General features: G+C 61.6%; 19 protein-coding genes. 14 read left to right on the forward strand and 5 right to left on the reverse strand.

Annotated features, from left to right (window positions below):
• Nucleotides 1-157 precede the first annotated feature (157 nt).
• From miaA to A2I95_RS06005, 6 genes are all read left to right on the forward strand, one after another.
• On the forward strand, nt 158-1,018 hold the full coding sequence (gene miaA / locus A2I95_RS05980) for a tRNA (adenosine(37)-N6)-dimethylallyltransferase MiaA (protein WP_291728816.1): 861 nt from the start codon (nt 158-160) through the stop codon (nt 1,016-1,018).
• 135 nt (nt 1,019-1,153) lie between these two features.
• Nucleotides 1,154-1,966, forward strand: a complete 813-nt coding sequence (locus A2I95_RS05985) for an AraC family transcriptional regulator (RefSeq protein ID WP_291728818.1) — start codon at nt 1,154-1,156, stop codon at nt 1,964-1,966.
• Nucleotides 1,967-2,267: 301 nt separating this feature from the next.
• On the forward strand, nt 2,268-3,932 hold the full coding sequence (locus A2I95_RS05990; RefSeq protein WP_291728820.1) for an ABC transporter substrate-binding protein: 1,665 nt from the start codon (nt 2,268-2,270) through the stop codon (nt 3,930-3,932).
• A gap of 122 nt (nt 3,933-4,054) precedes the next feature.
• Nucleotides 4,055-5,107 carry an ABC transporter permease gene (locus tag A2I95_RS05995; RefSeq protein WP_291728822.1) on the forward strand — a complete coding sequence of 351 codons (1,053 nt, stop codon included), beginning with the start codon at nt 4,055-4,057 and terminating at the stop codon, nt 5,105-5,107.
• A gap of 15 nt (nt 5,108-5,122) precedes the next feature.
• Nucleotides 5,123-6,337 carry an ABC transporter permease gene (locus tag A2I95_RS06000; protein ID WP_291728824.1) on the forward strand — a complete coding sequence of 405 codons (1,215 nt, stop codon included), beginning with the start codon at nt 5,123-5,125 and terminating at the stop codon, nt 6,335-6,337.
• A 135-nt stretch (nt 6,338-6,472) separates the two neighbouring features.
• Complete coding sequence (locus A2I95_RS06005; RefSeq protein ID WP_291728825.1) at nt 6,473-8,563, forward strand: ABC transporter ATP-binding protein; 2,091 nt, start codon at nt 6,473-6,475, stop codon at nt 8,561-8,563.
• Between the two features lie 60 nt (nt 8,564-8,623).
• Here A2I95_RS06005 and A2I95_RS06010 read toward each other — a convergent pair whose 3' ends face one another.
• From A2I95_RS06010 to A2I95_RS06020, 3 genes are all read right to left on the reverse strand, one after another.
• Nucleotides 8,624-10,057 carry a tetratricopeptide repeat-containing sulfotransferase family protein gene (locus A2I95_RS06010; protein WP_291728827.1) on the reverse strand — a complete coding sequence of 478 codons (1,434 nt, stop codon included), beginning with the start codon at nt 10,055-10,057 and terminating at the stop codon, nt 8,624-8,626.
• A 205-nt stretch (nt 10,058-10,262) separates the two neighbouring features.
• The gene (locus A2I95_RS06015; RefSeq protein ID WP_291728829.1) at nt 10,263-10,637 is read right to left on the reverse strand and encodes a hypothetical protein; all 375 of its coding nucleotides are present in this window, start codon (nt 10,635-10,637) and stop codon (nt 10,263-10,265) included.
• A gap of 117 nt (nt 10,638-10,754) precedes the next feature.
• Nucleotides 10,755-11,339, reverse strand: coding sequence for a lytic transglycosylase domain-containing protein (locus A2I95_RS06020; protein ID WP_291728831.1), 585 nt, complete (start codon nt 11,337-11,339; stop codon nt 10,755-10,757).
• Between the two features lie 233 nt (nt 11,340-11,572).
• Here A2I95_RS06020 and ssb point away from each other — a divergent pair, with 233 nt between their 5' ends.
• Together ssb and A2I95_RS06030 are read left to right on the forward strand one after the other, a co-directional pair.
• Complete coding sequence (ssb, locus tag A2I95_RS06025; RefSeq protein WP_291728833.1) at nt 11,573-12,094, forward strand: single-stranded DNA-binding protein; 522 nt, start codon at nt 11,573-11,575, stop codon at nt 12,092-12,094.
• A 214-nt stretch (nt 12,095-12,308) separates the two neighbouring features.
• The gene (locus tag A2I95_RS06030; RefSeq protein WP_291728834.1) at nt 12,309-14,522 is read left to right on the forward strand and encodes a methyl-accepting chemotaxis protein; all 2,214 of its coding nucleotides are present in this window, start codon (nt 12,309-12,311) and stop codon (nt 14,520-14,522) included.
• Between the two features lie 70 nt (nt 14,523-14,592).
• Here the strand turns inward: A2I95_RS06030 and aroB are convergent, their stop codons facing one another.
• Both aroB and A2I95_RS06040 read right to left on the reverse strand, forming a co-directional pair.
• On the reverse strand, nt 14,593-15,699 hold the full coding sequence (gene aroB, locus A2I95_RS06035) for a 3-dehydroquinate synthase (protein WP_291728959.1): 1,107 nt from the start codon (nt 15,697-15,699) through the stop codon (nt 14,593-14,595).
• The gene (locus tag A2I95_RS06040; RefSeq protein ID WP_291728836.1) at nt 15,699-16,289 is read right to left on the reverse strand and encodes a shikimate kinase; all 591 of its coding nucleotides are present in this window, start codon (nt 16,287-16,289) and stop codon (nt 15,699-15,701) included. The genes aroB and A2I95_RS06040 overlap by 1 nt, the downstream gene beginning before the upstream one ends.
• A gap of 81 nt (nt 16,290-16,370) precedes the next feature.
• Between A2I95_RS06040 and A2I95_RS06045 the strand changes: the two genes are divergently transcribed.
• The 6 genes from A2I95_RS06045 to A2I95_RS06070 all read left to right on the forward strand — a co-directional run bounded on the left by A2I95_RS06045 (nt 16,371) and on the right by A2I95_RS06070 (nt 24,538).
• Nucleotides 16,371-16,520, forward strand: coding sequence for a hypothetical protein (locus A2I95_RS06045; protein ID WP_169730813.1), 150 nt, complete (start codon nt 16,371-16,373; stop codon nt 16,518-16,520).
• Entirely contained in the window at nt 16,510-18,027 is a 1,518-nt protein-coding gene (locus A2I95_RS06050) for a hypothetical protein (RefSeq protein WP_291728840.1), read from the forward strand. Before A2I95_RS06045 ends, A2I95_RS06050 begins: the two co-directional genes overlap by 11 nt.
• Before the next feature lies 1 nt (nt 18,028).
• Entirely contained in the window at nt 18,029-18,973 is a 945-nt protein-coding gene (locus A2I95_RS06055; protein ID WP_291728842.1) for a site-specific tyrosine recombinase XerD, read from the forward strand.
• A gap of 81 nt (nt 18,974-19,054) precedes the next feature.
• The gene (locus tag A2I95_RS06060) at nt 19,055-20,365 is read left to right on the forward strand and encodes an HlyC/CorC family transporter (RefSeq protein ID WP_291728845.1); all 1,311 of its coding nucleotides are present in this window, start codon (nt 19,055-19,057) and stop codon (nt 20,363-20,365) included.
• 13 nt (nt 20,366-20,378) lie between these two features.
• Complete coding sequence (locus A2I95_RS06065; protein WP_291728847.1) at nt 20,379-22,013, forward strand: hypothetical protein; 1,635 nt, start codon at nt 20,379-20,381, stop codon at nt 22,011-22,013.
• A 107-nt stretch (nt 22,014-22,120) separates the two neighbouring features.
• Complete coding sequence (locus tag A2I95_RS06070) at nt 22,121-24,538, forward strand: FAD-dependent oxidoreductase (RefSeq protein WP_291728849.1); 2,418 nt, start codon at nt 22,121-22,123, stop codon at nt 24,536-24,538.
• Nucleotides 24,539-24,600 lie beyond the last annotated feature (62 nt).

Genomic DNA, 24,600 nt, shown 5'->3' on the forward strand with positions numbered 1-24,600 from the left:
AGTTCCGGCTTTTCTTGCGGTTGAGGCATGTTGCGCTCCAGAAGATGTGAGGGTTAGTTTGCGCGCAAAATGAAGCAAATCGCTGCCGGTTTCAATCCGCGCCGCGCGCTTTCCGCACAGTTTTGCGGAACTGGACCTAGAGACGGATCACACCTGCATGAACCTGCCTGACATCAACCCGGATTTGCCTGTACTGATCGCAGGTCCCACTGCTTCAGGAAAATCCGCGCTGGCGCTGGAGATAGCCGCGCGCCAAGGCGGTATCATCGTGAATGCCGATGCCAGCCAGGTCTTTGACTGCTGGCGGGTGATCACCGCCCGGCCTTCGGCTGAAGAAGAGGCCGCTGCGCCGCACGCGCTTTATGGCCATATTGCATACGATGCGGATTATTCCGCCGGCCATTGGCTGCGCGAGGTGCTGGAGCTGCTGAACGGTCCCGAGCGGGTGATCATCACCGGTGGCACCGGGCTTTACTTCACCGCCCTGACCGAAGGCATGGCAGACATTCCGGCCACACCGGCTGCGGTGCGGGCCAAAGGCGACGGCCTGCCCCTTGAAACCTTGCTGGCCGATCTGGACCCCGAGACCGCGTCCCGCATCGACCTGCAGAACCGGGCCAGGGTGCAGCGCGCCTGGGAAGTGCTGAAGGCCACCGGCCGCCCGCTGGCCAGCTGGCAGGATGAGACCCCCGCTCCGGCGCTGCCGCTGTCCGGCTGCACCGCGCTGGTGCTGAACTCGGAGAAATCCTGGCTGGAGACCCGCATCCGCAAGCGCTTTGGCCTGATGCTGGATCAGGGCGCCATGGATGAGATCGAAGCGATGCAGGACCGCTACGACCCCGCCCTGCCCTCCTGCAAGGCGATCGGCGTTCCGGAACTGATGGCCTATGCCCAGGGCCTGATCACACTGGAAGAGGCCGAAGAACGCGCGGCCATCGCCACCCGCCGGTTCGCCAAGCGGCAGCGCAGCTGGTTCCGCGCCCGCATGAAGGACTGGCAGCAGGTGACACTGGCCTGAACGCCGCCGCCGGCCGATTGGCACAAACCCTAAAAATTTACACGGTTTCCGTTCGGCCCGGCGAAAACTTGCCAGAATCAGGGATTCATGCCCTGTTGCAGCGGATCGTATTTGTTCCTGCGCTTAAGATATCTGATGCCATTTGATCCGACCTTGTCCGGCGACATTCACGCCGCCTCCTTATCCAGGCTTGCCCCCGACGGCGCCTGGCAGACCGGGCTGGCGCATACCCGCCGCGAACACCTGCTGATCTGGATCACCCGCGGACAGGGGCGCATCTGCATCAATGGCGCACAGCGCGGCTTTGGCCCCTACAGCGCCATCTTTCTTCCGGCCGGGACGCTGTGGTCCGCCGAATTCACCCGCCAGTGCCTGGGGCAGGTTCTGTCGGTTTCCGGCCCGCTGCCGCTGCCCTTTCCGGAAATGCCGGTCCAGAAGCGGTTCACCAGCCTTCAGGACCAGGCCAGGCTGACCACGCTGTTCGAAGCCATCAGCCGCGAGCAGAACGCGCAGGAGCCGCTCTGGCACCGTTCTGTTCAGGCCCACTGCGAACTGGCCGCCATTGCGTTGCACCGGCAGCCGGAACCTGCGGGATTGGCAGTCCGGCCCACCGCGGCGCAACGCCTGTGCCAGGCCTACTGCCTGCGCATCGCCGAACTGCCTAGCACCCATGCCGCCATGGCCGATCACGCGGCCGCATTGCAGGTGACGCCAACCCATCTTACACGGGTCTGCAAGGCCGAGACCGGCAAGACCGCCGCAGCCCTGTTGACCGAGCGCCAGCTGCACGCCGCGCGCACTCTGCTGATCAGCTCTGAGCTGCCCGTCCGCGACATCGCTGCCCATCTGGGGTTTGGCAGCGCCGCCTATTTCACCCGCTTTATCTCCCAGCACGCCGGTCAAACCCCCAGCGCATTGCGCAAAGCGGCCCGCAAGAAGTCACAATAGTTTGATCCGCCTGCAGATTCTTGCATGTTTTCCAGCATGTGCGGATTTCGCTCCGGTTTACTGGGCAGTTTTGAACAGTATTCAGTAGCATACCGTTTCAAATCGGGAAAACGACACACCGAATGTCGTAATTTTACCTTCAAACGCCGAAACTGTGCATTGACGAAACGGCATATCTCTGCCCGAATGCAGGCATGGGGAAACTTTAATCCAAAACGCTAAGCAAAAACGCCCGGCACTCCGCCGGGCCAAAATCCGTTTCGCAAGACAAATGACCAAACGGTATAACAGGGAGACCTAAATGACCCAAGACACCATCAACGGAGCACCGGTACACTGGGCCGCCAAGATGCACGCAAAAGAAGTGCTGGATGGCAAGCTCGACCGCCGGGAATTCCTGACCCGCGCCACGGCGCTTGGTGTGACCGCAACGGCTGCCTATGGCATGATCGGCATGGCCGCACCGGTACAAGCCGCTGAAGAGAAGAAGCAAGGCGGAACCCTGCGGATCCAGACCGAAGTCCGCCCGCTGAAGGACCCGCGCACATTTGACTGGTCGCAGATGGCCAACAAGACCCGCGGCACCATCGAATATCTGGTTGAATACAACAATGACGGCTCCTTTACCGGCATGCTGCTGGAAAGCTGGGAAGTCAACGAGGACGCGACCGTTTACACGCTGAACGTCCGCAAAGGCGTCAAGTGGAACAACGGCGACGACTTCACCGCCGACGACGTGGCCCGCAACATTGCAGGCTGGTGCGACAAGGGCCTGGAAGGCAACTCGATGGCCGGCCGCTTTGCGACCCTGATCGACGCGGACTCCGGCCAGGCGGTTGAAGGCGGCATCGAGGTGGTCGATAGCCACACTGTGAAGCTGAACTTGCCCAACTCCGACATTTCGCTGATCGCGGGCATGGCGGATTATCCGGCGGCGATTGTCCACTCGTCCTTCCAGACCAATGATTTCCTGTCCAACGTCGGCACCGGCCCCTACCTGCTGACGGAACTGGAAGTGGGTGTGAAGTCGACCTTGGAGCGCAACGACAACCACACCTGGTGGGGTGAAGCGATTTACGGCAAGCCCGCTCTGGACCGCATCGAATATGTCGATTTCGGCACCGACCCGTCGTCCTGGCTGGCCGCTTTGGAATCCGATGAAGTCGATATGCTGTATGAATCGGTTGGTGAATTCATCGACGTGATGGACGGCCTCGGCTACAAGAAGTCCGAAGTTGTGACCATGTCCTCGATCGTGATCCGTACCAACCAGCTGGCGGAGATCGATGGCGAGAAGCCCTATGCAGACAAACGCGTCCGCAAAGCGATCCAGATGGCCGTCGACAACTCTGTCTGCCTTGAACTCGGCTATGGCGGCCGCGGCGAGCCTGCGGAAAACCACCATGTCGGCCCGATCCATCCGGAATATGCCGAACTGCCGCCGCAGAAGGTTGATCCCGCCGGTGCCAAGGCGCTGATGGAAGAAGCCGGCATGATGGATTTCGAGCATGAAATCCTGTCGATCGACGACGACTGGCGCCGGAACACCACCGACGCCGTGGCGGCACAGCTGCGCGACGCCGGCTTCAAGGTGAAGCGGACCGTTCTGCCCGGCTCCACCTTCTGGAACGACTGGTCGAAGTATCCGTTCAGCTCCACCAACTGGAACCACCGCCCGCTGGGCGTGCAGATCTGGGCGCTGGCCTACAAGTCCGGCGAAGCCTGGAACGAATTCGGCTGGGAAAATGCTGAATTCGACGCTCTGCTGGAACAGGCCCTGTCGATCGCCGACGCCGACAAGCGCCGCGAGATCTCGGCCAAAGGCCAGGCGCTGATCCAAGAGGAAGGTGTTACCATCCAGCCTTACTGGCGTTCGCTTTACCGCCACATGCGCGAAGGCGTTGTCGGCGCGGACATGCACGTGTCGTTTGAACACCACCACTACAAGTGGGGCTGGGCGGCGTAAGCAACGCCCTAACAGGCTCCCGGCACCCGCACCGCCCCGGATGGGGCGGTGCTTTCCAGCTAAGACGATAAGAGACCCGCACCTGCAACCGGGTCCGATCCGCCAGACTGACAGGGGACCCCATGGGACTTTTCATTCTCCGACGTTCAGGCGTGATGCTGCTGACGGCCTTGTGCCTGACGTTCATCGTGTTCTTCCTGACGAACCTCTACCCGAACCTTGAGAAACTCGCCAAGACCCAGGGCAACTTCCGCATGTCGGACGAAGCCGTGGCCAGCTGGCTGGATGCCAACGGCTATGGCGGCTCCATGGTCTCGAAATACGGCCAATGGCTGGGTGTCCTGCCCGGCTGGACCCGCGAAACTGAAGACGGCTATAGCGGCCGCTGCATGATCGGCACCGTTTCGGCTGAAGTGGCTGCAGAAGCCTCTACTTTCTGCGGTATTCTGCAGGGCGACTGGGGCTATTCCACCCGCTTTAAAGACGAAGTTTCCACCATCGTCGCCGAGCGCTTGGGCAATACCGGCCGCCTGATGTTCTGGGTGCTGGTGCTGATGATTCCATCGGCACTGATCATCGGCGTCCTGGCAGGGATGCGCGAAGGCTCAGTCACCGACCGAAGCCTGTCGACCGCTTCAATCCTGACCACGGCGACACCCGAGTATGTTTCCGGGGTGATCTTCATCGCTGTGTTCACCTCGTCCACCGTCGGCCTGAAATGGTTCAAGGGCACCGCCACCTCAGCGATGGACAACCCGAATTTTGAGAACTTCTTCCTGCCGGTGCTGACCATTGCCTTGTACGGCATGGGCTATATCGCCCGGATGACCCGCGCCTCGATGACTGAGGTGATGACCGCGCAATACATCCGCACCGCGCGCCTTAAGGGGGTGAGCTTTCACAACATCGTTATGAAACACGCGCTGCGGAACGCGCTGATTGCGCCCTTCACCGTCATCATGCTGCAGTTCCCCTGGCTGCTGAACGGCGTGGTGATCGTCGAGACCCTGTTCAACTACAAGGGCTTTGGCTGGATCCTGGTGGAAGCCGCAGGCAACAACGACATCGAACTGCTGCTGGCCGTCTCTGTGGTCTCAGTCTTCGTGGTTCTCATCACTCAGCTGATCTCGGATATCGGCTATGTGTATCTGAACCCGCGTATCCGGATCTCTTAAGGAAGGCAGCAGAGAATGGAACCTCTTAGCGCAATTGAAATTGCAGGGCGTATTATCTACCAGCTGTCTCCGGTTTGGATTTCCCTGGTGATCCTCTACGCTTTCTCCATCGGCTTCAAACGGCGGCTTGGCCTTTACGGCAAGCTGTTTGACAGTCCCATCGGCATGATCGGCTTTGGTCTGGTGATGTTCTGGGTGTTCACCGGCGTCTACGGCGCCATGGACATGATTATCACCCACGACCCGCTGTCCCAGCTTTCCGGCATGAAAAACAAAGTGCCCGGCACACCGCTGCGCAGCCCTGAAGAAGGCCAGTATGAATGGTATCTGCTTGGCGGTGACAACCTCGCCCGCGATGTCTTCAGCCGTCTGGTCAAGGGCGCCTGGGAAGTCATCAAGATTGCCCCGATGGCCGCGGTCTTTGCCTTTATGGTGGGGATCACCCTGGGCCTGCCCGCCGGCTATTACGGCGGCCGCCTGGACACCACGCTGTCCTTTGCAGCCAACCTGATCCTGGCCTTCCCGGTGATCCTGCTGTTCTACCTGCTGGTGACCCCGGAAATCGTCGCCACCGGTGTTCCGAACTATATGGCCATCGTGCTGTTCGTGTTCCCGATCATCTTTGTCGGGGTGCTGCTGAACTCGCGCTACTACACCCGGCCGAAAGTCCGCAACTGGCTGCTGCCGGTGGTGCTGGGCACGATCATCTGGTTCTACCTGCAACTGGTTTCCAACGGCGGCTACCTGATCAACACGCCGGAATACGCGATCTGGGGTCTGCCCCGGGCGATGGATATGTTCGACATTCCCGGCGGTATCCTGGTGGTCTTCGTCTCGGTGGTCTTCGTCAATTCGCCCACGGTGTTCCGCATCGTGCGCGGCCTGACACTGGACATCAAAACCCGTGACTATGTGGCCGCAGCCCAGACCCGCGGCGAAGGCCCCTGGTACATCATGCTGTGGGAAATCCTGCCCAACGCACGCGGGCCGCTGATCGTCGATTTCTGCCTGCGCATCGGCTACACCACCATCCTTTTGGGGACCCTGGGCTTCTTTGGCCTTGGCCTGCCGCCGGAAAGCCCGGACTGGGGATCGACCATCAATGACGGGCGCAAGCTGTTGTCGATCTATCTGCACCCGGCGCTGCCGCCTGCCTTTGCCTTGCTGACGCTGGTTCTGGGTCTGAACCTGCTGGCTGACGGCCTGCGCGAAGAGAGCCTGAAGGATTGATGCGACAAACCCGGGGGGCCAGCTCCGCCGCCAGCTGGGCTTGAACCAGTGGCGCCACAGCAGGCAGCCCCCCGGGATACTTGAGGCCAGAAGAAAGGGGTCTTTCCCTTCCAGCCTCAACAGGGAGACAAAAACATGAGCAAAATGGAAGAATACGGCGGCCCTATCCTTGAGATTGACAAGCTGTCGATCTCCTTCTTCACCCGCCTGCGCGAAATTCCGGCGGTGATGGATTTTTCCGTAGCCGTGCAACCGGGTGAGGCTGTCGGGCTGGTCGGTGAGAGCGGCTGCGGCAAGTCCACCGTGGCGCTGGGGGTTATGCAGGACCTTGGCAAGAACGGCCGCGTTGTCGGCGGCACCATCAAGTTCAAGGGCCGCGACTTGGCCGAGATGAGTGCCGAAGAGCTGCGCGACATCCGCGGCAACGAGATCGCAATGATCTATCAGGAACCGATGGCATCGCTGAATCCGGCGATGAAAATCGGCAAGCAGCTGATGGAAGTGCCGATGATCCACGAGGGCGTCAGCGAAAAGGAAGCCTACAACCGGGCGATGGAAGTGGTGACCGACGTGCGCCTGCCCGACCCGGAGCGGATGCTGAACTCCTTCCCGCACCAGCTGTCGGGCGGTCAGCAGCAGCGGATCGTGATCGCGATGGCACTGATGTCGAAACCTTCGCTGCTGATCCTGGATGAGCCGACCACCGCGCTTGACGTGACGGTTGAGGCCGCGGTGGTTGAGCTGGTGAAGGATCTGGGCAAGAAATACGGCACCTCGATGCTGTTCATCTCGCACAACCTCGGCCTGGTGCTGGAGACCTGCGACCGTCTCTGCGTGATGTACTCCGGCGAAGCGGTCGAGCGCGGCTCGATCCACGATGTTTTCGACGAGATGCAGCATCCCTATACCCAGGCGCTGTTCCGCTCGATCCCGCTGCCGGGGGCAGACAAGAACTCGCGCCCGCTGGTGGCCATTCCCGGCAACTTCCCCCTGCCCCACGAGCGGCCCAACGGCTGCAACTTCGGGCCGCGCTGCGACTATTTCGAACAGGGCCGCTGCGATGTCGACCAGGTGATCCCGATGGCGCCGGTGCATGGCAATGACCGCCATGAGACCCGCTGCCTGAAGTTCCAGGAAATCGACTGGAACGCCCCGATCACATTGGGAGAGCAAAAGGAGAAAACCGCGCCTGGCAAGGTTGTTCTCAAGATGGAAAACCTCAAGAAATACTATGAGGTTGCGGCCAACGCCCTGTTCGGCGGCGGTGAGAAGAAAGTGGTGAAAGCCAACGAGACGCTGAGTTTCGAGGCGCGCGAGTCCGAAACCCTGGCCATCGTCGGTGAATCCGGCTGCGGCAAGTCCACCTTTGCCAAGGTGCTGATGGGGCTGGAAACCGCCACCGAAGGCCAGATCCTGCTGGACAACCAGAACATCGAGCAGATCCCGATTGAAGAGCGTGACACCAGAACCGTCTCCGACGTGCAGATGGTGTTCCAGAACCCGTTCGACACGCTGAACCCGTCGATGACCGTGGGCCGCCAGATCATGCGGGCGCTGGAAATCTTCGGCATCGGCAACTCAGAGGCCGAGCGCCGCAAGAGGATGCTGGAGCTTTTGGATCTGGTGAAGCTGCCCCGCGCCTTTGCCGACCGGATGCCGCGGCAGCTGTCGGGCGGCCAGAAGCAGCGTGTCGGCATCGCCCGCGCCTTTGCCGGCGGCGCCCGCATTGTGGTGGCGGACGAACCCGTTTCGGCGCTGGATGTGTCGGTGCAGGCGGCGGTGACCGACCTGTTGATGGAGATCCAGCGCAAGGAAAAAACCACGCTGCTGTTCATCTCCCACGACTTGTCGATCGTGCGCTACCTCAGCGACCGGGTGATGGTGATGTATCTCGGCCATGTAGTGGAGCTGGGCGATACCGATCAGGTGTTCTCGCCGCCCTACCACCCCTACACCGAGGCGCTGCTCTCGGCGGTGCCGATTGCCGATACCTCGGTCGAGAAAGAGCATATCGTGCTGGAGGGCGACATTCCGTCGGCGATGAACCCGCCGCCGGGCTGCCCGTTCCAGACCCGCTGCCGCTGGAAGTCCGAAGTGCCGGGCGGGCTGTGCGAAAAGGACGTTCCGCCGGTGCGCCAGCTGGAAGCCGGCCATCAGATCAAATGCCACCTCAGCGACGAGGTGCTGGAGCGCATGAAACCTGTGATCAAAATCGCGGCGGAGTAAAGGCAACTCACAGGACAAAAAACGGGCCGGAAATTTCCCGGCCCGTTATTGTTTTTGATGTTAGCCGTCGTGCAGCGCGTTGTCCCAGGCTTCCCATTCAGCGATCCATGCGTCGCCGCCTAGAGAAGCTTTTAGCGGATCCAGCTGTGCAGAATAGGGTTTCCACTTGTCCAGCGCTGCGATGTTGATCTTCTGGCGGACCTGAACCAACGAAGCAGTGAGTACTGCCTTGCTGGACTTTTCTGGGGACAGACAATTATCCTCCCACTCCAGCCCCGAATGCTCTAGAAGCCGAGCGATCTGCGGCTGTGGGTCGCTCACCAGCGCGCGGTAGGACTGGGCTCTGAACTGGCCGCCAAGCTTACCCTGATAGTCCCAGGCAGATTCATAGACCAGCCGAGTCATCTCGCCCAGCCAGTCCATCCGCCGGGTAAACGCATTGCCCCGAGCAAAATCAGCCGTGATATTGGACAGGCCGGTATCCAGCGGATGGCGGGACATGAACACAAAGCGCGCGTCCGGTAGCAGATGTTGCGCCAGCCCCAGCGCAAGGCAGTTGAGCGGCATCTTGTCGACAATCACTGGTGTGTCTGCAGGCAGCGTCTGGAACGCGCGCTGGAAATAGAGATTCCGGAAAGTCTCGCGTTCTTGCGAGTCCAACAGGCCAGCCCAGTCCCAGTACCCCTGCCCCAGCCCACGCGAAATGCAATGCGCGCGAACCTCAAACAGCGTATGTTTCAGCGCTTCGCTTTCGCCGATACTGTCTACTTTGCTATGCCGAAGCAAAATATTCTCGGCCAAAGTGGTTCCGCTTCTCGGCAGGCCGCAGACAAAGATGACGCGCGGACCAGTAGAAACTCCGTCTTTGTGAGTAATAGGCTGGAACCGCTGTTTCTGATCCCGAACCCTTGCTCGCGTCCCATCCGCATCAAAATCCCCTGAGCTCAGCTTCTTGGACTTCAGAAAATGGAAGAAGGCGCGCGAAGGATTGCCAGCCTTTGCTTCGATGTTTCCAAGCGCATTATGCGCCATCCGCCGCTCTTTGGCCGCTAGCTTGCGATTATTCGAGAGCTTTTTGAGACGTTGGGCCTTGCTGCTTTGGACTGCAAATGGCTCAAGCCGACTGAGCGACACAAGCGCGCCAACATGTTTTGGATTGATCTTCAAAGCATTCTTCAGATCACCGATGGCCTGCTCTATTTGACCGGCGGTCTGACGCATCGCAGCGAGCTTTGCCCAGGCTGTCTCCCTATCAGGCCAGTTCCCGGTTATGAACTCCATCAAAGAAATAGCTGTCGGCGCATCCCCCAACGCGTGATAGCAAACCGCAGCGCGGTCCAGAACGCCCGCATCTATTGCGCCGCTCTCTAGAACTGGCAACAGGACCTGCAGCGCTTTGGCAAAATCCTTCTGTGCGATCAGCCGGTCAGTGTGCTCCAAAAGGGCTTCTGATGCTTCCGAAGTGCGCTGAAACTTCGATCCCTGGAGTGTCATTCCGGTTCCCTTCTGAAACATGGCCGTCATCAAGATAGCAATATTCAGATGAACCAGCCGTTAAGCCGGCAGGAAAGAATCCGTGTTTACCCTGCCGCTTTCCAGCAACCCGGCAGCACTTTTTTCCACCTTTGCACCAAACTCAACGGATCCGGTATTTCTCCTTAAACCAAAGCGCTCCCCCCTCCCACAGGGGCCGATTTGTTCAGCTCAACAGCAGCACCACGATCATCAAAAGGTTCATCGAGGCAAACTGCATCAGCCGCGGGGCCTCTTTCCCTTTGGCCGCAGCCAACAGGGCAGCCGTTACCGAAGCGGTCAGACCGGTCAGCGCCAGGCTGCCGCCGATGGCTCCGGCAAGGCCGGTTTCCGGTCCCCAAGGGGATCCAGCCAAAGTCATGCCCTTGAGGCCGGTGCCGATCAAAATGCCAACAATGGCGCCGGCCAGGCTCAGCACAGCACTGCGCGGCTGCCGGGGCAGGCGGCTGGCCAGAACGCTGTCGATCATCTGCCGCGTCGGAACCGCGCTCGGCTGCCAGTCAATCCGGTTGATCCGCTCATCGAAGCTGTTGATATACAAGTCATTCCCTCCAGAACCTGAGGAAAAATTCACGAAAAATTAAGGCAAATGCGTGACGCTGTGACGGAGTTAACGGGGCATTAACAGAACTTACCCACAGGTTAACCAAACTGCGCGTCAGCTGCCCCAGATCTTCTTCACGTAGTTCTGGGTTTCCTTATAGGGCGGCACTCCGCCGTATTTCTGCACCGCGTCCGGACCGGCGTTATAGGCCGCCAGCGCCAGTCGCCAGGACCCGAACTTTCGGAATTGCCGCGCCAGATACCGTGCACCGCCTTCCAGGTTTTGCTGCGGCACCGCGGGGTTGACCCCCAATGCCTGTGCGGTGGCAGGCATCAGCTGCGCCAGGCCCAATGCGCCTTTGTGCGATTTGGCGTTCGGGTTCCAATTGCTTTCCTGCTGCACCAGGCGCAGGAACAGATCTTCGGGCACACCGTGCTGGCGCGCGGCGTCCCGCGCCAGTTGCAGATACTGACCGCGGTATTTGCCGCTATAGGGCAACGTGCCCGCAGCAGAAGGAATTTGATAGGTCTTGGGCTGCAGCCGGGTTGAGTTCTTGTACTGGGTGGCCGCACGGCCATCCAGCACCCTGGTGTGGGCGGAGAATAGATCCCGCCGGTTCTTGGTACTCAAGACATCGGCGGCGGCAGGCTGCCCTGCCCCGACCATGGCGATCACCAACCCCGCAACGGCTTTGCGCATTTCCGCTGTCCCAACACTGTCCCACTTTGCGCAAATATAGCGAATGCAAAAGAAATTTAAAGCAACACGAGCGCAATCGGCCATCATTGCTGTGCAAACACCTGCAAAACCATCCCCAGAGAGCTGCTTTCCTCACCTTGCACAGGTCTGTACTGTGCCAATCAAGCAGCCCGGACGGATTCGCGCCGGACCGGTGCTGGACAGGACATTCAGGAATAAAAGGACGGAACCCTATGGCCGGCTCTCTTAACAAAGTCATGCTCATCGGCAATCTGGGCCGCGACCCGGAGGTGCGCAGCTTCCAGAACGGCGGCAAAGTTTGCAACCTGCGTATCGCCACCTCGGAAAACTGGAAGGACCGCAACACCGGTGAACGCAAGGAGCGCACCGAATGGCACTCTGTGGCCATCTTCAGCGAAGGTCTTGTGCGCGTTGCCGAGCAGTATCTGCGCAAAGGCTCCAAGGTCTACATCGAAGGCCAGTTGCAGACCCGCAAATGGCAGGACCAAAGCGGCCAGGACCGGTATTCGACTGAAATCGTCCTGCAGGGCTTCGGCTCCACCCTGACCATGCTTGACGGCCGCGGCGAAGGCGGCGGTAGTGGTGGCGGTGGCGGCTATGGCGGCGGCAACCAGGGCGGCGGCTACGGCGGCGGTTATGACAGCGGTCAGCAAGGCGGCGGCAGCGGCGGCGGCGGCGGAAACTTCGGCGGCGGTGCGTCCCATAACATCGATGACGACGAAATCCCGTTCTGAACCTTGTTTTCTTGAACAGCAGTACAGAAGCCCCGCTGGCATCGCCCGGCGGGGCTTTTTCCGTTTCGGACGATATCCACGGTCCTGACCGGCGCAGCACAAACCATTGCGGTGGCTAAGAAAACCTCATCAGACCGGGCGGGTAGGCGATTATTAAGACGTATCTCATATACTGAATTCAACTATTAGAATTTTTGCAGCAAGGATTCAGAATATGAGTATGCGATTTTTAGGGCACCTGCCGGTCAAGGCAAAGATCGCCATTCTGGTGGCCGCACCGCTAATGCTCTCACTGTGGTTCATGGGACAGACACTGTTTCAGCTGAACAAGAACGCCCAGGTCAACACTGCCGAGGCCGGGGAAGTGATCGAGCATATGAGCAGCCTGGTTCACAACCTGCAATTGGAGCGTGGCCTCAGCGCCTCCTACCTGGAAAGCTCTGCCACCTCGGTGCCGGAAAAGCTGACCCAGGTCCGGTTGCAAAACAACACTGCGATGGAGGCCTATCTGGCCGAGATCAACCACATCGATAAATCCCTTATCCCGCTCGAAGCGGTGCAGGCCATCCAGTTTGCCCAGGCCGAACTGGCCAAGAAAAAGGACATCCGCAACAAGATCGACGGGCACACGCTCTCGCTCAAGCGGATGCTGGCCTACTACACGGAACTGAATGCGGCCCTTATTCAAACCGGACTGTCGCTGGCACAAACCATTGACAATCCGGTGATTTCTCAGGAGGCCGTCGCGCTGTCCTTCTTCATGCGCGCAATTGATGCCGCCGGGCTGGAACGGGCTGCGGGCGCTGTTGGCTTCAAACACGGCTGGAAACCGGCCGACCGGGAAAGTTTTGTCGCCTATCATGAAGTGTTCAAGGAACGCCTGTCGCTGTTCATGGATTTCGCAACTGCGGAAGACCGCGAGACCGTCCAGGGGCTGTTTACCTCGCCTGAAATGAAGAAATTCGAGGACGTCCGGAAGGCCATCCTGAGCGGCGGAGCCCAAACGGAAATGACTTCTGAGCAATGGTTCGCGGCAGCCAGCAAAGCGCTGAAAGTGCTTCAGAAGAAGGAGGGTATCCTGATCGAGCACCTGGAACGGGACATGCAGGCATTTGATGCGGACAACAAGTTCCTGCTGGCGGAAATGGCAGTGTTCACAGGTGTTCTTCTGTTTGCTGTTCTGGGCCTCAGCGTGATCATCGCACGGGACATGACCAAAAGCCTTTCGGTTCTGAACATTGCGCTGAAGAAGCTGGGCAGCGGTGAAACAGAGGTTGACGTGCCAGGTGCAAACCGCCGGGACGAGATTGGCTCGGTGGCCCGCAATGTGGTCGACTTGCGCTCTGTGACCCAGCGCAAGCAGGAAGAGCGTGTGGAGGAGGAAAAGCAGCGCCGCGAAGAAATCATGACCGTTGCGCGCCGCATCGGCGAAGCGCTGATGGATCTTCAGCACAAACGCCTCGACAAGCCGATCAACGAGTTCTTTCCGGAAGAGTTCAAATCGATCCGCATGGATATGAACGACTCGCTGCGGGCGCTGAGCGTATCGATCTCCAACATCGGCGAGTTGACAAGCAGCGTGGATGAAAGCACCAAGTCCATTGCCGAGGCTTCGATGGACCTGGCCCACCGCACCGAGGCAGAATCGGCAACGCTTGAAAAAACCACCAATTCGATCAGCGAACTGACCGCCAATGTTCAGCAGTCGGCAGACAATGCCGGCCGGGCCGAACAACTGGCGGACAGCGCCCAGAGCGGGGTGAAATCCTGCGACGCGGTGGTGAAAGACACCATTGTGGCCATGGACAAGCTGCAGGAATCCTCGCAGGAAATCTCGCAGATCACCAAAGTGATCCAGGATATCGCATTCCAGACAAATCTTCTGGCGCTGAATGCCGGGGTCGAGGCCGCCCGCGCCGGCGAAGCAGGCCGCGGTTTTGCGGTGGTCGCCAGCGAGGTGCGGATGCTGGCGCAGCGCTGCGCCGATGCGGTCCAGCAGATTGACGAGCTGACTGCACGCAGTTCCGAGCAGGTCAAGAACGGTGCTGCACTGGTAGACCAGGCCGGCACCGCAATGTCGCAGGTAAACGATCAAGTGGCCGAGATTTCCGGTCTTGTCATCGAGATTGCCGGCAATATGAAAGAGCAGTCGACGCAAATGGGCGACGTCAACACCGCCGTTGGCGAGCTTGAGATGATGGCACAGCAAAATGCCGCCATGGCCGAGGAAACCACCGCGGCGACCACCTCGCTGTCCGAGCAAGCCCAGGAGCTGCGCGAACTGGTCCAGCAATTCGCCGTCGGCGAGGTTGCTCCGGCTCAGAACGCGCTGGCCGGACCGGATGCCTATGCGCCCCCGGCAGCGGCGATCGATTTTGATGCCGACGACTGGGATGATCAGGATTTTGGCGGCAGCGCCGCAGCCTGATCCGCCGAACAGCTCAATTCCGATGCACCTGAAAAGGGCAGCTTCCACGGCTGCCCTTTGTTTTCCGGTCTCAGGCCCCGGCGCCGCGCAGCACGTCCAGAACCGTTTCAGGCGGAACGTCACCTGTTACAAACGCATCGCCAATCCCACGCGCCAGGATAAACCGCAGCTGGCCGGCAACAACTTTTTTGTCTTGCCCCATCAGATCCAGCAGCACCTCCGCCCCTGGCAGATCGCCAGGAATATCGGCCAGATCGGTCTTCATGCCCATCGCCTTCAGATGCGCCCGGACCCGGCTGGGGTCCTCTTGCGCGCACAGCCCCAGCTTGGACGACAGCTCAAACGCCAAGGCGCAGCCGATGGCCACGCCCTCGCCATGCAGCAGCCGGTCCGAATACCCGGTGGCCGCCTCCAGCGCGTGGCAAAAAGTATGGCCCAGGTTCAGCAGCGCCCGGTCGCCCTGCTCGGTTTCGTCGCGCACGACGATATCCGCCTTCATCTGAACCGAGCGCGCAACCGCCTCAACCCGCGCGGCGACATCGCCTTCAGCCAGTGCAGGACCGTGTTCTTCAAGCCAGGCAAAGAACGCCGCATCGCCCAGCAGCCCGTATTTCACAACTTCGCCGTAACCGGACAGGAAATCACGCGGCGTTAAGGTCTCCAGCACCGAGGTATCGGCCAGCACCAGCGCAGGCTGGTGAAAGGCGCCGATCAGGTTCTTGCCCTGCGGCGCGTTGATGCCGGTCTTGCCGCCGACCGAGCTGTCGACCTGCGCCAGGAGCGAGGTCGGGATCTGCACAAACCGCACTCCGCGGCGCAGTACCGCCGCAGCGAATCCCGCCAGGTCGCCGATCACACCGCCGCCGAATGCGACAACCACGTCGCCCCGCTCCACCTTCTGCTCCAGCAGCCATTCCACCGCGCGGGTGAACTGCGGCCAGCCCTTGGTCGCCTCGCCCGGCGGAAGCGCCAGCGCGGTCATCTCAACGCCCGCGGCCGCCAGCCCGGCGCGCAGACCCTCCAGGTGCTTCTCCGCCACGGTCTCGTCCGTCAGCACCGCCACCTGCGGCCGCTTCAGCAACGGTTTGATCCGCTCCCCTGCCTGCGCCAGCAGGCCGGGACCGATCACCACATCATAGGCCCGCTCGCCCAGAGGCACGTGAACCCTGCGTTCCATCATGTCCACTCCAATACATCGGGGCGTGCCTGCAAGGCCTCCAGCACCCGGTCAACCATGGTTTCAATCGCCGCCTGGCCGTCCGACACAACAGTCAGATCCGCCTTGGCATAAAGCGGCACCCGGTCGCGGTACAGGCCGCTGAGCGTCGCACGCGGGTCGGCTGTGCGCAGCAGCGGCCGGGTGTCGCGGTGGCGCACCCGGTTCCACAGAACCTCCAGATCGGCCTGCAGCCAGATCGAGACCCCTTTGGCGGTAATCACATTGCGGTTTTCCTCCGCCAGAAAGGCGCCGCCGCCTGTCGACAGGACACCGCGTTCCTCCTCCAGCAGGCGCGCGATCACCTGCCGTTCCTTTTGACGGAAGAACGGCTCGCCGTCGCGGGCAAAAATCTCGGGGATCGTCATATTGGCAGCGGCTTCGATCTCGTGGTCGCTGTCCAGAAAGGGCACATCCAACCGGGCCGCCAGCGCCCGCCCCACGGCGGTTTTGCCAGCCCCCATCATGCCCACCATCACGATGGTCTTCTTCAGTTTCCCCGGCACCGGGCCTGCTGCCTTCTGGCCGCTGCTTTGCTCTTTTTCGCTCATTCTTCAGTGAATGACGTGATCTTACGGAAAAGGGAATATATAACTTGGGCAAAAGAGCAGGAAACAGGCTTTGGATATACTATGGGGCGATTGATTAAGTATCTGGTCTATTTGGCGGTTCTGGCGGCAATCGGGCTGGTGGGCTATGCCTATGTGGGGCCGTGGTTCGGCGCTGATTTCCGCGCGCCCAGCACCGAGGTGCGCAAGCCCGTGGTGCTGAATGCGGATTAAGGCGGCTGCCGCCGGGGTGATGATGGCAGGCAGCGCGCTTGCAAATGAACCCCTGGCGGCGATTGACTGGCTGAACCAGCCGCAGCCACGCAGCGGGTTGCCCGGCACTGTGCTGCTGGAGCCGCCGGTGGCAGGCACGGCTGCATTTCCGTCGGTCTCGGTCACACCATTGGAATCGCTGGTGCCCCCCATCGGGCTGGTTCCGGCCTCGGCAACCGGCCTGCCCGCAGATTTGTGGCGCGGCAGCAATGCCGATGTTGTGACCCGTCTGATTGAAACTGTTCCAGTGCGCGGCAGCCCGGCGATGCAGGCGTTGTTGTTTACACTGCTGCTGTCCGAATCCCGGCCGCCGGCCGCGGCAGGTGACCGGATTCTGCTGGCCCGGCTGGACCGGCTGCTGGCGCTTGGGGCCACTGATCCCTCCCAGGCTCTGGTTGAACATGCAGGCCCCACGGACAGCAAGGACCGTTTCACGCGCTGGTTTGACGCCACCCTTTTGACCGGCAGCGAGGACGCCTCTTGCGCCGCCCTCACAGCGTCGCCGCATCTGTCAGACAGCTACGCGGCCAGGATCTTTTGCGCGGCGCGGCGCAGCGACTGGCCCACGGCGGCGCTTATGATGGAAACCGCCCACGCGCTGGAATTGCTGCCCGAAAACCAGATGCAGCTTCTGGACCGCTTTCTGAACCCCGATCTGTTTGAGCTGGCACCGCCGCTGCGCCGCCCGGCGGATCCGGATCCGTTGACCTTCCGCCTGTTCGAGACCATTGGCGAGGCGATGCCCACCGCCCCCCTGCCGCCAGCCTTTGCCGCGGCAGATCTGCGCGACATTGCCGGCTGGAAGGCGCAGCTGGAGGCGGCGGAGCGGCTGGCCCGTGGCGGTGCGCTCAATCCTAATCAGTATCTTGGCCTGTTCAGCGCCCGCAAACCCGCCGCATCAGGCGGTATCTGGGATCGGGTTGCGGCAGTTCAGCAGCTGGAAAGCGACCTCAGCTCCGGCAACGCAGACGCCATTGCCCGCTCCCTGCCCCGCGCCTGGAAGGCGATGCAGCAAGCGGGCACTGAAACCGTCTTTGCCGACCTCTTCGGCGAACCGCTGACGCGGGCAAGCCTGAACGGCCGGACCGCCGCCCTGGCCTGGCGCATCCGCCTGTTGTCGCCGGCTTATGAATTGGCCGCGCATGACGCCCCGGCCGACGGCGGAGCCGACCCGTTCCTGGCAGCCCTGGCCCAGGGCCGGCCTGGTGACGCTGCAGCCCCATCGGCTATGGCTGAAGCCATATCATTGGGGTTTGACACAATGGCCCCGGTGCCGCCCGCGATCCGGCAACTGCTGGACAATGGCCAACTGGGCGAAGCGATCCTGCGCAGCATGGTGTTGTTTGCTCAAGGTGCCGATGGCAACCTTGGAGACTTGACCGCAGCGCTGGCAGCATTCCGCGCTGTCGGGCTGGAGGACACGGCCCGCCGCGCCGCCTTGCAGCTGATGCTGCAGGAGCAGCAATAGCATGGCCGCCCCCCGTGACAATTTTCAATGGATTTCCACCTTTCTCGACGCTCAGGCGGCAGAGGCCGGCGCATCGCAAAACACGCTTCTGGCCTATGGCCGCGACCTTAAGGACCTGACCGCCTGGCTTGAGCACCGCACCCTGGATTTCCTCACTGCCAGTCAGGACGACATCGAGGCCTATCTGATCAATTGCGATGCCCAGGGGCTGGCCCGTTCGACCCGGGCGCGGCGGCTGTCGGCAGCCAAGCAGATCTACCGTTTTGCGTTTGAGGAAGGCTGGCGCGAGGACAACCCGGCTATTCAGATCCGCGGCCCCGGACGCGAGAAACGCTTGCCTAAAACGCTGGACGTCATCGAGGTCGACCGCCTGCTGGACGCCGCCCGCCAAACCGGCCGCAGCACCGCAGACCGGCTGCGCAATACCTGCCTGATGGAATTGCTCTATGCCACCGGAATGCGGGTCACCGAACTGGTGTCGCTGCCGGTTTCCGCTGCCCGCGGCGATCCCCGGATGCTGCTGATCATGGGCAAGGGCGGCAAGGAGCGCATGGTGCCGCTGTCGCCGCCCGCCCGCGACGCGCTGGCCGTCTGGCTGGCCGCCCGCGACGATACAGAGGCTGATCATGAAGCAAAGGGCAAGCCCGCCTCGCGGTTCCTGTTCCCCTCGCGCGGCAAGTCCGGCCACCTGACCCGGCACCGCTTTTACCTGCTGATCAAGGAGCTGGCGGTCACGGGCGGCGTCTCACCAGACAAGGTGACGCCGCACACCCTGCGGCACGCCTTTGCCACGCATCTATTGGCCAATGGCGCCGACCTGCGCGCGATCCAGGCGCTGCTCGGCCACGCCGACATCGCCACCACCGAGATTTACACCCATGTGCTGGACGCCCGCCTGCAAGAACTGGTGCTCGAGCATCACCCGCTGGCCAAGGATGCGGGCTGAGCATCACTAGAACTTGAAGCGCCTGCGGCAAACCCCCATAAATACAGCGAACATTCAATAGACCGGATCTCTGGACCTCTCATGGACACTGCCTCCACCGTACTCGACAGCGCCTTCTGGACCACTGCCGGGGCCATTGTGCTGCTGCTTGTTCTGTCCGGTTTCTTCTCGGGCTCGGAAACTGCGCTGACCGCCGCCTCGCGCGGCAAGCTGCGCAGCCAGGCTGACAAAGGCTCGCATGGGGCGCAAAAGGCGCTCAGCGTGACCGAGGACAGTGAAAAGCTGATCGGCTCAGTCCTGCTGGGCAACAACCTGGTCAACATTCTGGGCACCTCGCTGGCAACGGCCCTGTTCACCCGTGCTTTCGGCGAAAGCGGCGTCGCCCTGGCCACCCTGGTGATGACCGTTCTGGTTCTGGTCTTTGCCGAGGTGCTGCCCAAGACCTATGCCATTTCCAACGCTGAAAAGGCCGCGGCTGCCGTTGCGCCGGTGATCGGCGTGCTGGTCACCCTGCTGGCGCCGGTGGTCGGTTTGGTCCGGCTTCTGGTGCGCGGCGTCTTGCTCCTCTTTGGCGTGCGGATCGATCCCGACAGCCACATCATGGCGGTGCGCGAGGAAATCGCAGGCGCGCTGCACCTGGGCCACTCCGAAGGCGTGGTCGAGAAAGAAGACCGCGACCGCATCCTGGGCGCGCTGGATCTGTCCGACCGGTTTGTCGAAGAAATCATGCTGCACCGCTCCAAGATCGAGATGATCGACGCGGATGCGGAACCGGAAACCATTCTGGAGCAATGCCTGCAAAGCCCGCACACCCGCCTTCCGGTGTTCCGCGGCGAACAGGAAAACATCATCGGCGTGGTCCATGCCAAGGATCTGTTCCGGGCGATGTACGAACAGGCCGGCGGCGCAGAGGGCGACACCGGGCGTCTCACCTCCTTTGACATCGCCGAGGTCGCCAAGGCCCCCTATTTTGTGCCCGAAACCACCACTCTGGACGAGCAGATGCGCCAATTCCTGCGGATGCGCTCGCATTTCGCGCTGGTGGTGGATGAATACGGCGCACTGCAGGGGCTGATCACGCTGGAGGATATTCTGGAAGAAATCGTTGGTGAAATCACCGACGAGTTCGATCCTGACGAGGAAAGCATCGTTAAGAAAACCACCGATGGCTCTTATCTGGTCGAGGGTGTCACCACCATCCGCGACCTCAACCGCGCCACCGATTGGAACCTGCCGGATGAGGAAGCCAACACCATTGCCGGGCTGGTCATACACGAGGCACAGATGATCCCGACCAGGGGGCAGGTGTTCTCCTTCCATGGTTTCCGGTTTGAAGTGACCGAGCGGGAAGGCAACCGGGTGACCGGCCTCAAGATCCGGCCCTTGTCGTGACAAGGAACCGCGCATGACCCGTGCGGCGGTGCTGGCCTGGGGCTGGTTCGACAGTATCATCCTAGACCTGTTCCGCCAGCTGCGCTGGTCTTTTGTGCCGCCGCTGCTGATCTATTTCGCCTATGGCGCCCAGGGTATTACAACCGTCGCCGCCTCCTTTTACGTCAAGGAATACCTGGATTTATCCGCTGCCTTTCTGGCGGGATTGGCGTTCTGGGTGGGGCTGCCTTGGGCGCTGAAAATGCCGCTGGGGCATCTGGTCGACCTGATCTGGCGCTGGAAATACCTGCTGATCCTCGCAGGTGCCGCTCTGATGGCCGGCAGCTACGCTATCCTTGCTGCCATCGTGCTGGAACCTGCGAGGATGGGCACCGTGATGCCGCTCAGCGCCTGGTATGTCACCGCCGCGCTGCTGGCCCCTTGCGGATATGTGCTGCAGGATGTGGTGGCTGACGCGATGTCGGTCGAGGCCGTGCCCCATGCAGATGATCACGGCCGCCCCCTGCCCGAGGCTGAGACCAAATCCCTGCACACCACCATGCAGACCTTCGGCCGCATCGCGCTGATCGGCGGTTCCAGCGCCGCCGCAGCACTGAACGTTGCCCTGTTTGACGGTGCCGACGCACTGCCGCAGGAGGGCAAAGGCGCGCTCTACGGTTTTGTCTTCGCGCTTGCCCTGCTGATCCCGGTGATCTCGCTTTCCGGCGTGGCCCTGGCGATCTGGCAGAAAGCCCGCAAGACCGCCCTGCTGCGCCGTGCCGGTGTGTCCGAGCCTGAGATCCACGCCCGCGTCGAGCTGCCCCGCGCACCGGTCGCCCCCAACCCCTGGTATTTCATCGGCGGCGGCGCCTTTGTTGCGCTCTCCCTCGCCGTGGGTCTGGGCGATGTGCCCTACTCGCAGGAGATCGTCTTTGCCGGGTCCATGGCCATCGTGCTGCTGCTGATGCGGCAGCTGGTCTCGGTCCTGCCCGCGGATCAGGCCCGCGCCTTGATCGGCACTGCCATCATTATCTTTGTGTACCGCGCGACGCCCCTGCGCGGCCCCGGCGCCACCTGGTTCGAGATCGACGTGCTGGGGTTTGATCAGCAGTTCCTGTCGGTGCTCGCCCTGATCACCTCCCTGCTGACGCTGGCGGGCATGCTGATTTTCCGCCCGATGATGGCCAGCCGCCCGATCGCCTGGATCGTCGCTTTCCTGGCCATCACCGAAGCCGTGCTCAGCCTGCCCAACATCGCGCTTTACTACGGCGCCCATCATTGGACCGCGGCGATGACCGGCGGCGTGGTTGATGCGCGCTTCATCGCCATGGTCGACACCGCCGTGGAATCCCCATTGGGCCAGGTTGCGATGATCCCGATGCTCGCTTGGATCGCCCGCAACGCGCCCTCCGGGCTGAAAGCCACCTTTTTTGCCGTCATGGCCTCCTTCACCAACCTGGCGCTTTCGGCCTCCAGCCTCGGCACGAAGTACCTGAACGAAATCTTCCTGGTGACCCGCGAGGTCACAGATTCGGCAGGCACCATCACCATCCCCGCCGATTATTCGCAGCTGGGCATGCTGCTGATCACCGTCGGTGTGATCCTCCTCATGGCGCCGCTCACCGCGATATTTGTCATCCAGAACAGCCGCTTCCGCACCTCCGAGTAACGAAACCGCAGCCTGGCTGCCCATATGCGGCACGCGGTGCCGTTTTTCTGCTGGACTACTGTTCACTTCTGTACAGAATGCAGGCAACACCTACTAGGGAGGCCCACATGAAAACCACCACCCGCGTGGCAGTGATCGGCGGCGGCGTCGTCGGCTGCTCAGTGCTCTACCACCTGACCAAGCTCGGCTGGTCCGATGTCATGCTGATCGAACGCTCGGAGCTGACCAGCGGCTCCACCTGGCACGCGGCGGGCGGTTTTCATACCCTCAACGGCGACACCAACATGGCCGCGCTGCAGGGCTACACCATCAAGCTCTACAAGGAGCTGGAAGAGATCACCGGCATGTCCTGCGGGTTGCACCACGTCGGCGGCGTCACCCTGGCCGAAACCCAGGAACGCTTCGACATGCTGAAGGCGGAGCGCGCCAAACACCGTTTCATGGGCCTGGAGACCGAGATTGTCTCGCCCGAAGAAATCAAGAAGATTGCCCCCGTCACCAACATCGACGGCATCGTCGGCGGGCTGTACGACCCGCTCGATGGCCACCTCGACCCCTCCGGCACCACCCACGCCTATGCCAAGGCCGCGCGCATGGGCGGCGCCACCATTGAGACCTACTGCAAGGTGATCGAGACCAACCAGCGCCCTGACGGCACCTGGGACGTGGTCACCAACAAGGGCACCATCCACGCCGAGCACGTCGTCAATGCAGGCGGCCTCTGGGCGCGCGAGGTCGGCGCCATGGCCGGCGTCTACTTCCCGCTGCACCCGATGGAGCACCAGTATATCGTCACCGACGAAGTGCCGATGATTGCCGAAATCATCGACGGCGGCGGCGAGCATCCGCATGTAATGGACCCGGCTGGCGAAAGCTATCTGAGGCAGGAAGGCCGCGGTCTCTGCATCGGTTTCTACGAGCAGCCCTGCAAACCCTGGGCGGTGGACGGCACCCCCTGGGACTTTGGCCACGAGCTGCTGCCAGATGACTTCGACAAGATCGAGGAGTCCATCGCCTTTGCCTACAACCGCTTCCCGGCGCTGGAGGCTGCGGGAGTCAAATCGGTGATCCACGGCCCCTTCACCTTTGCCCCCGACGGCAACCCGCTGGTCGGCCCGGTGCCGGGGATGCGCAACTACTGGTCCGCCTGCGCCGTCATGGCCGGCTTCTCCCAGGGCGGCGGCGTCGGGTTGATGCTGGCCCAGTGGATGGTCGAGGGAGAATGCGAGCGCGACACCTTCGCGATGGACACGGCCCGCTTCGGCGACTGGATCACCCCGGGCTACACCCGCCCGAAAGTCATTGAAAACTATCAGAAACGCTTCTCCATCGCCTACCCGAACGAGGAGCTGCCCGCGGCCCGCCCGTTCCGCACCACCCCGATGTACGACATCTTTGATGGCATGGGCGCGGTCTGGGGCGCGCAATACGGGATGGAGGTTCCGAACTACTTCGCCACAGGCGATGAGCCGCGTTTCGAGACCCCCTCCTTCCGCCGCTCCAACGCCTTTGAAGCCACCGCGCGCGAAGTCAAAGCGGTGCGCGAAAACGTCGGCATCAACGAGGTCCACAACTTCGGCAAATACCTGATCAAGGGCGCAGGTGCGCGCGCCTGGCTCGACCGCATCATGGCCGGCCGGGTGCCGAAACCGGGACGCCTGTCGCTGACCCCGATGCTGTCGCCCAAGGGGCGCCTGATCGGCGATTTCACCATCTCTTGCCTCTCGGACGAAGAGTTCCAGCTCACCGCTTCCTATGGTTCACAGGCCTACCACATGCGCTGGTTCCTGCAGAACCTCGACGACGACGTCAGCCTCGAAAACATCTCCGACACCCGCAATGGTTTCCAGATCGCAGGCCCCAAGGCGCGCGAGGTGCTGCAGGCCTGCACCCGTCAGGACATCTCGGACATGCGCTTCATGGATGTGCGCCGCCTGACGGTGGGCATGGCCGACTGCATCGTGCAGCGGGTCAGCTACACCGGCGATCTGGGCTATGAGATCTACTGCGACCTGCCCTCACAACGCGCCCTGTGGGATGCTCTATGGACGGCTGGGCAAGCGCATGGAATGAAGCCCTTTGGGATGCGCGCGATGATGTCGCTGCGATTGGACAAGTTCTTCGGCTCTTGGCTGCACGAGTTCTCACCCGACTACACCGCCGCGGAAACCGGCCTCGACCGCTTCATATCCTTCAAGAAAGCCGCAGATTTCATCGGCCGTGCCGCAGCCGAGGCCGAACGCAACGCAGGCCCCGCCCGCCAGCTCTGCGCCTTTGAGGTCGCGGCAGACGACGCCGATGTAGTCGCCTATGAGCCGATCTGGCTGGACGGCGCTGTCGTGGGCTTCTGCACCTCGGGTGGCTATTCGCACCACGCGCAGAAGTCCATCGCACTGGGTTTTGTCCCCACGGACCGCGCCAATGACGGCTTGCAGGTGGAAATCGAAATCCTCGGCAATATGTACAAAGCCCGACTGATCACCGAACCGCTGTTCGACATAGATGGCGCCAGAATGCGCGGCTAAAGATCTCCAGGCAGGTCAGCACACCTGACCTGCCTGCCCCCTGTTGCCAGAGCAGCGCACGC

The sequence above is a fragment of the Leisingera sp. F5 genome (assembly GCF_001593695.1).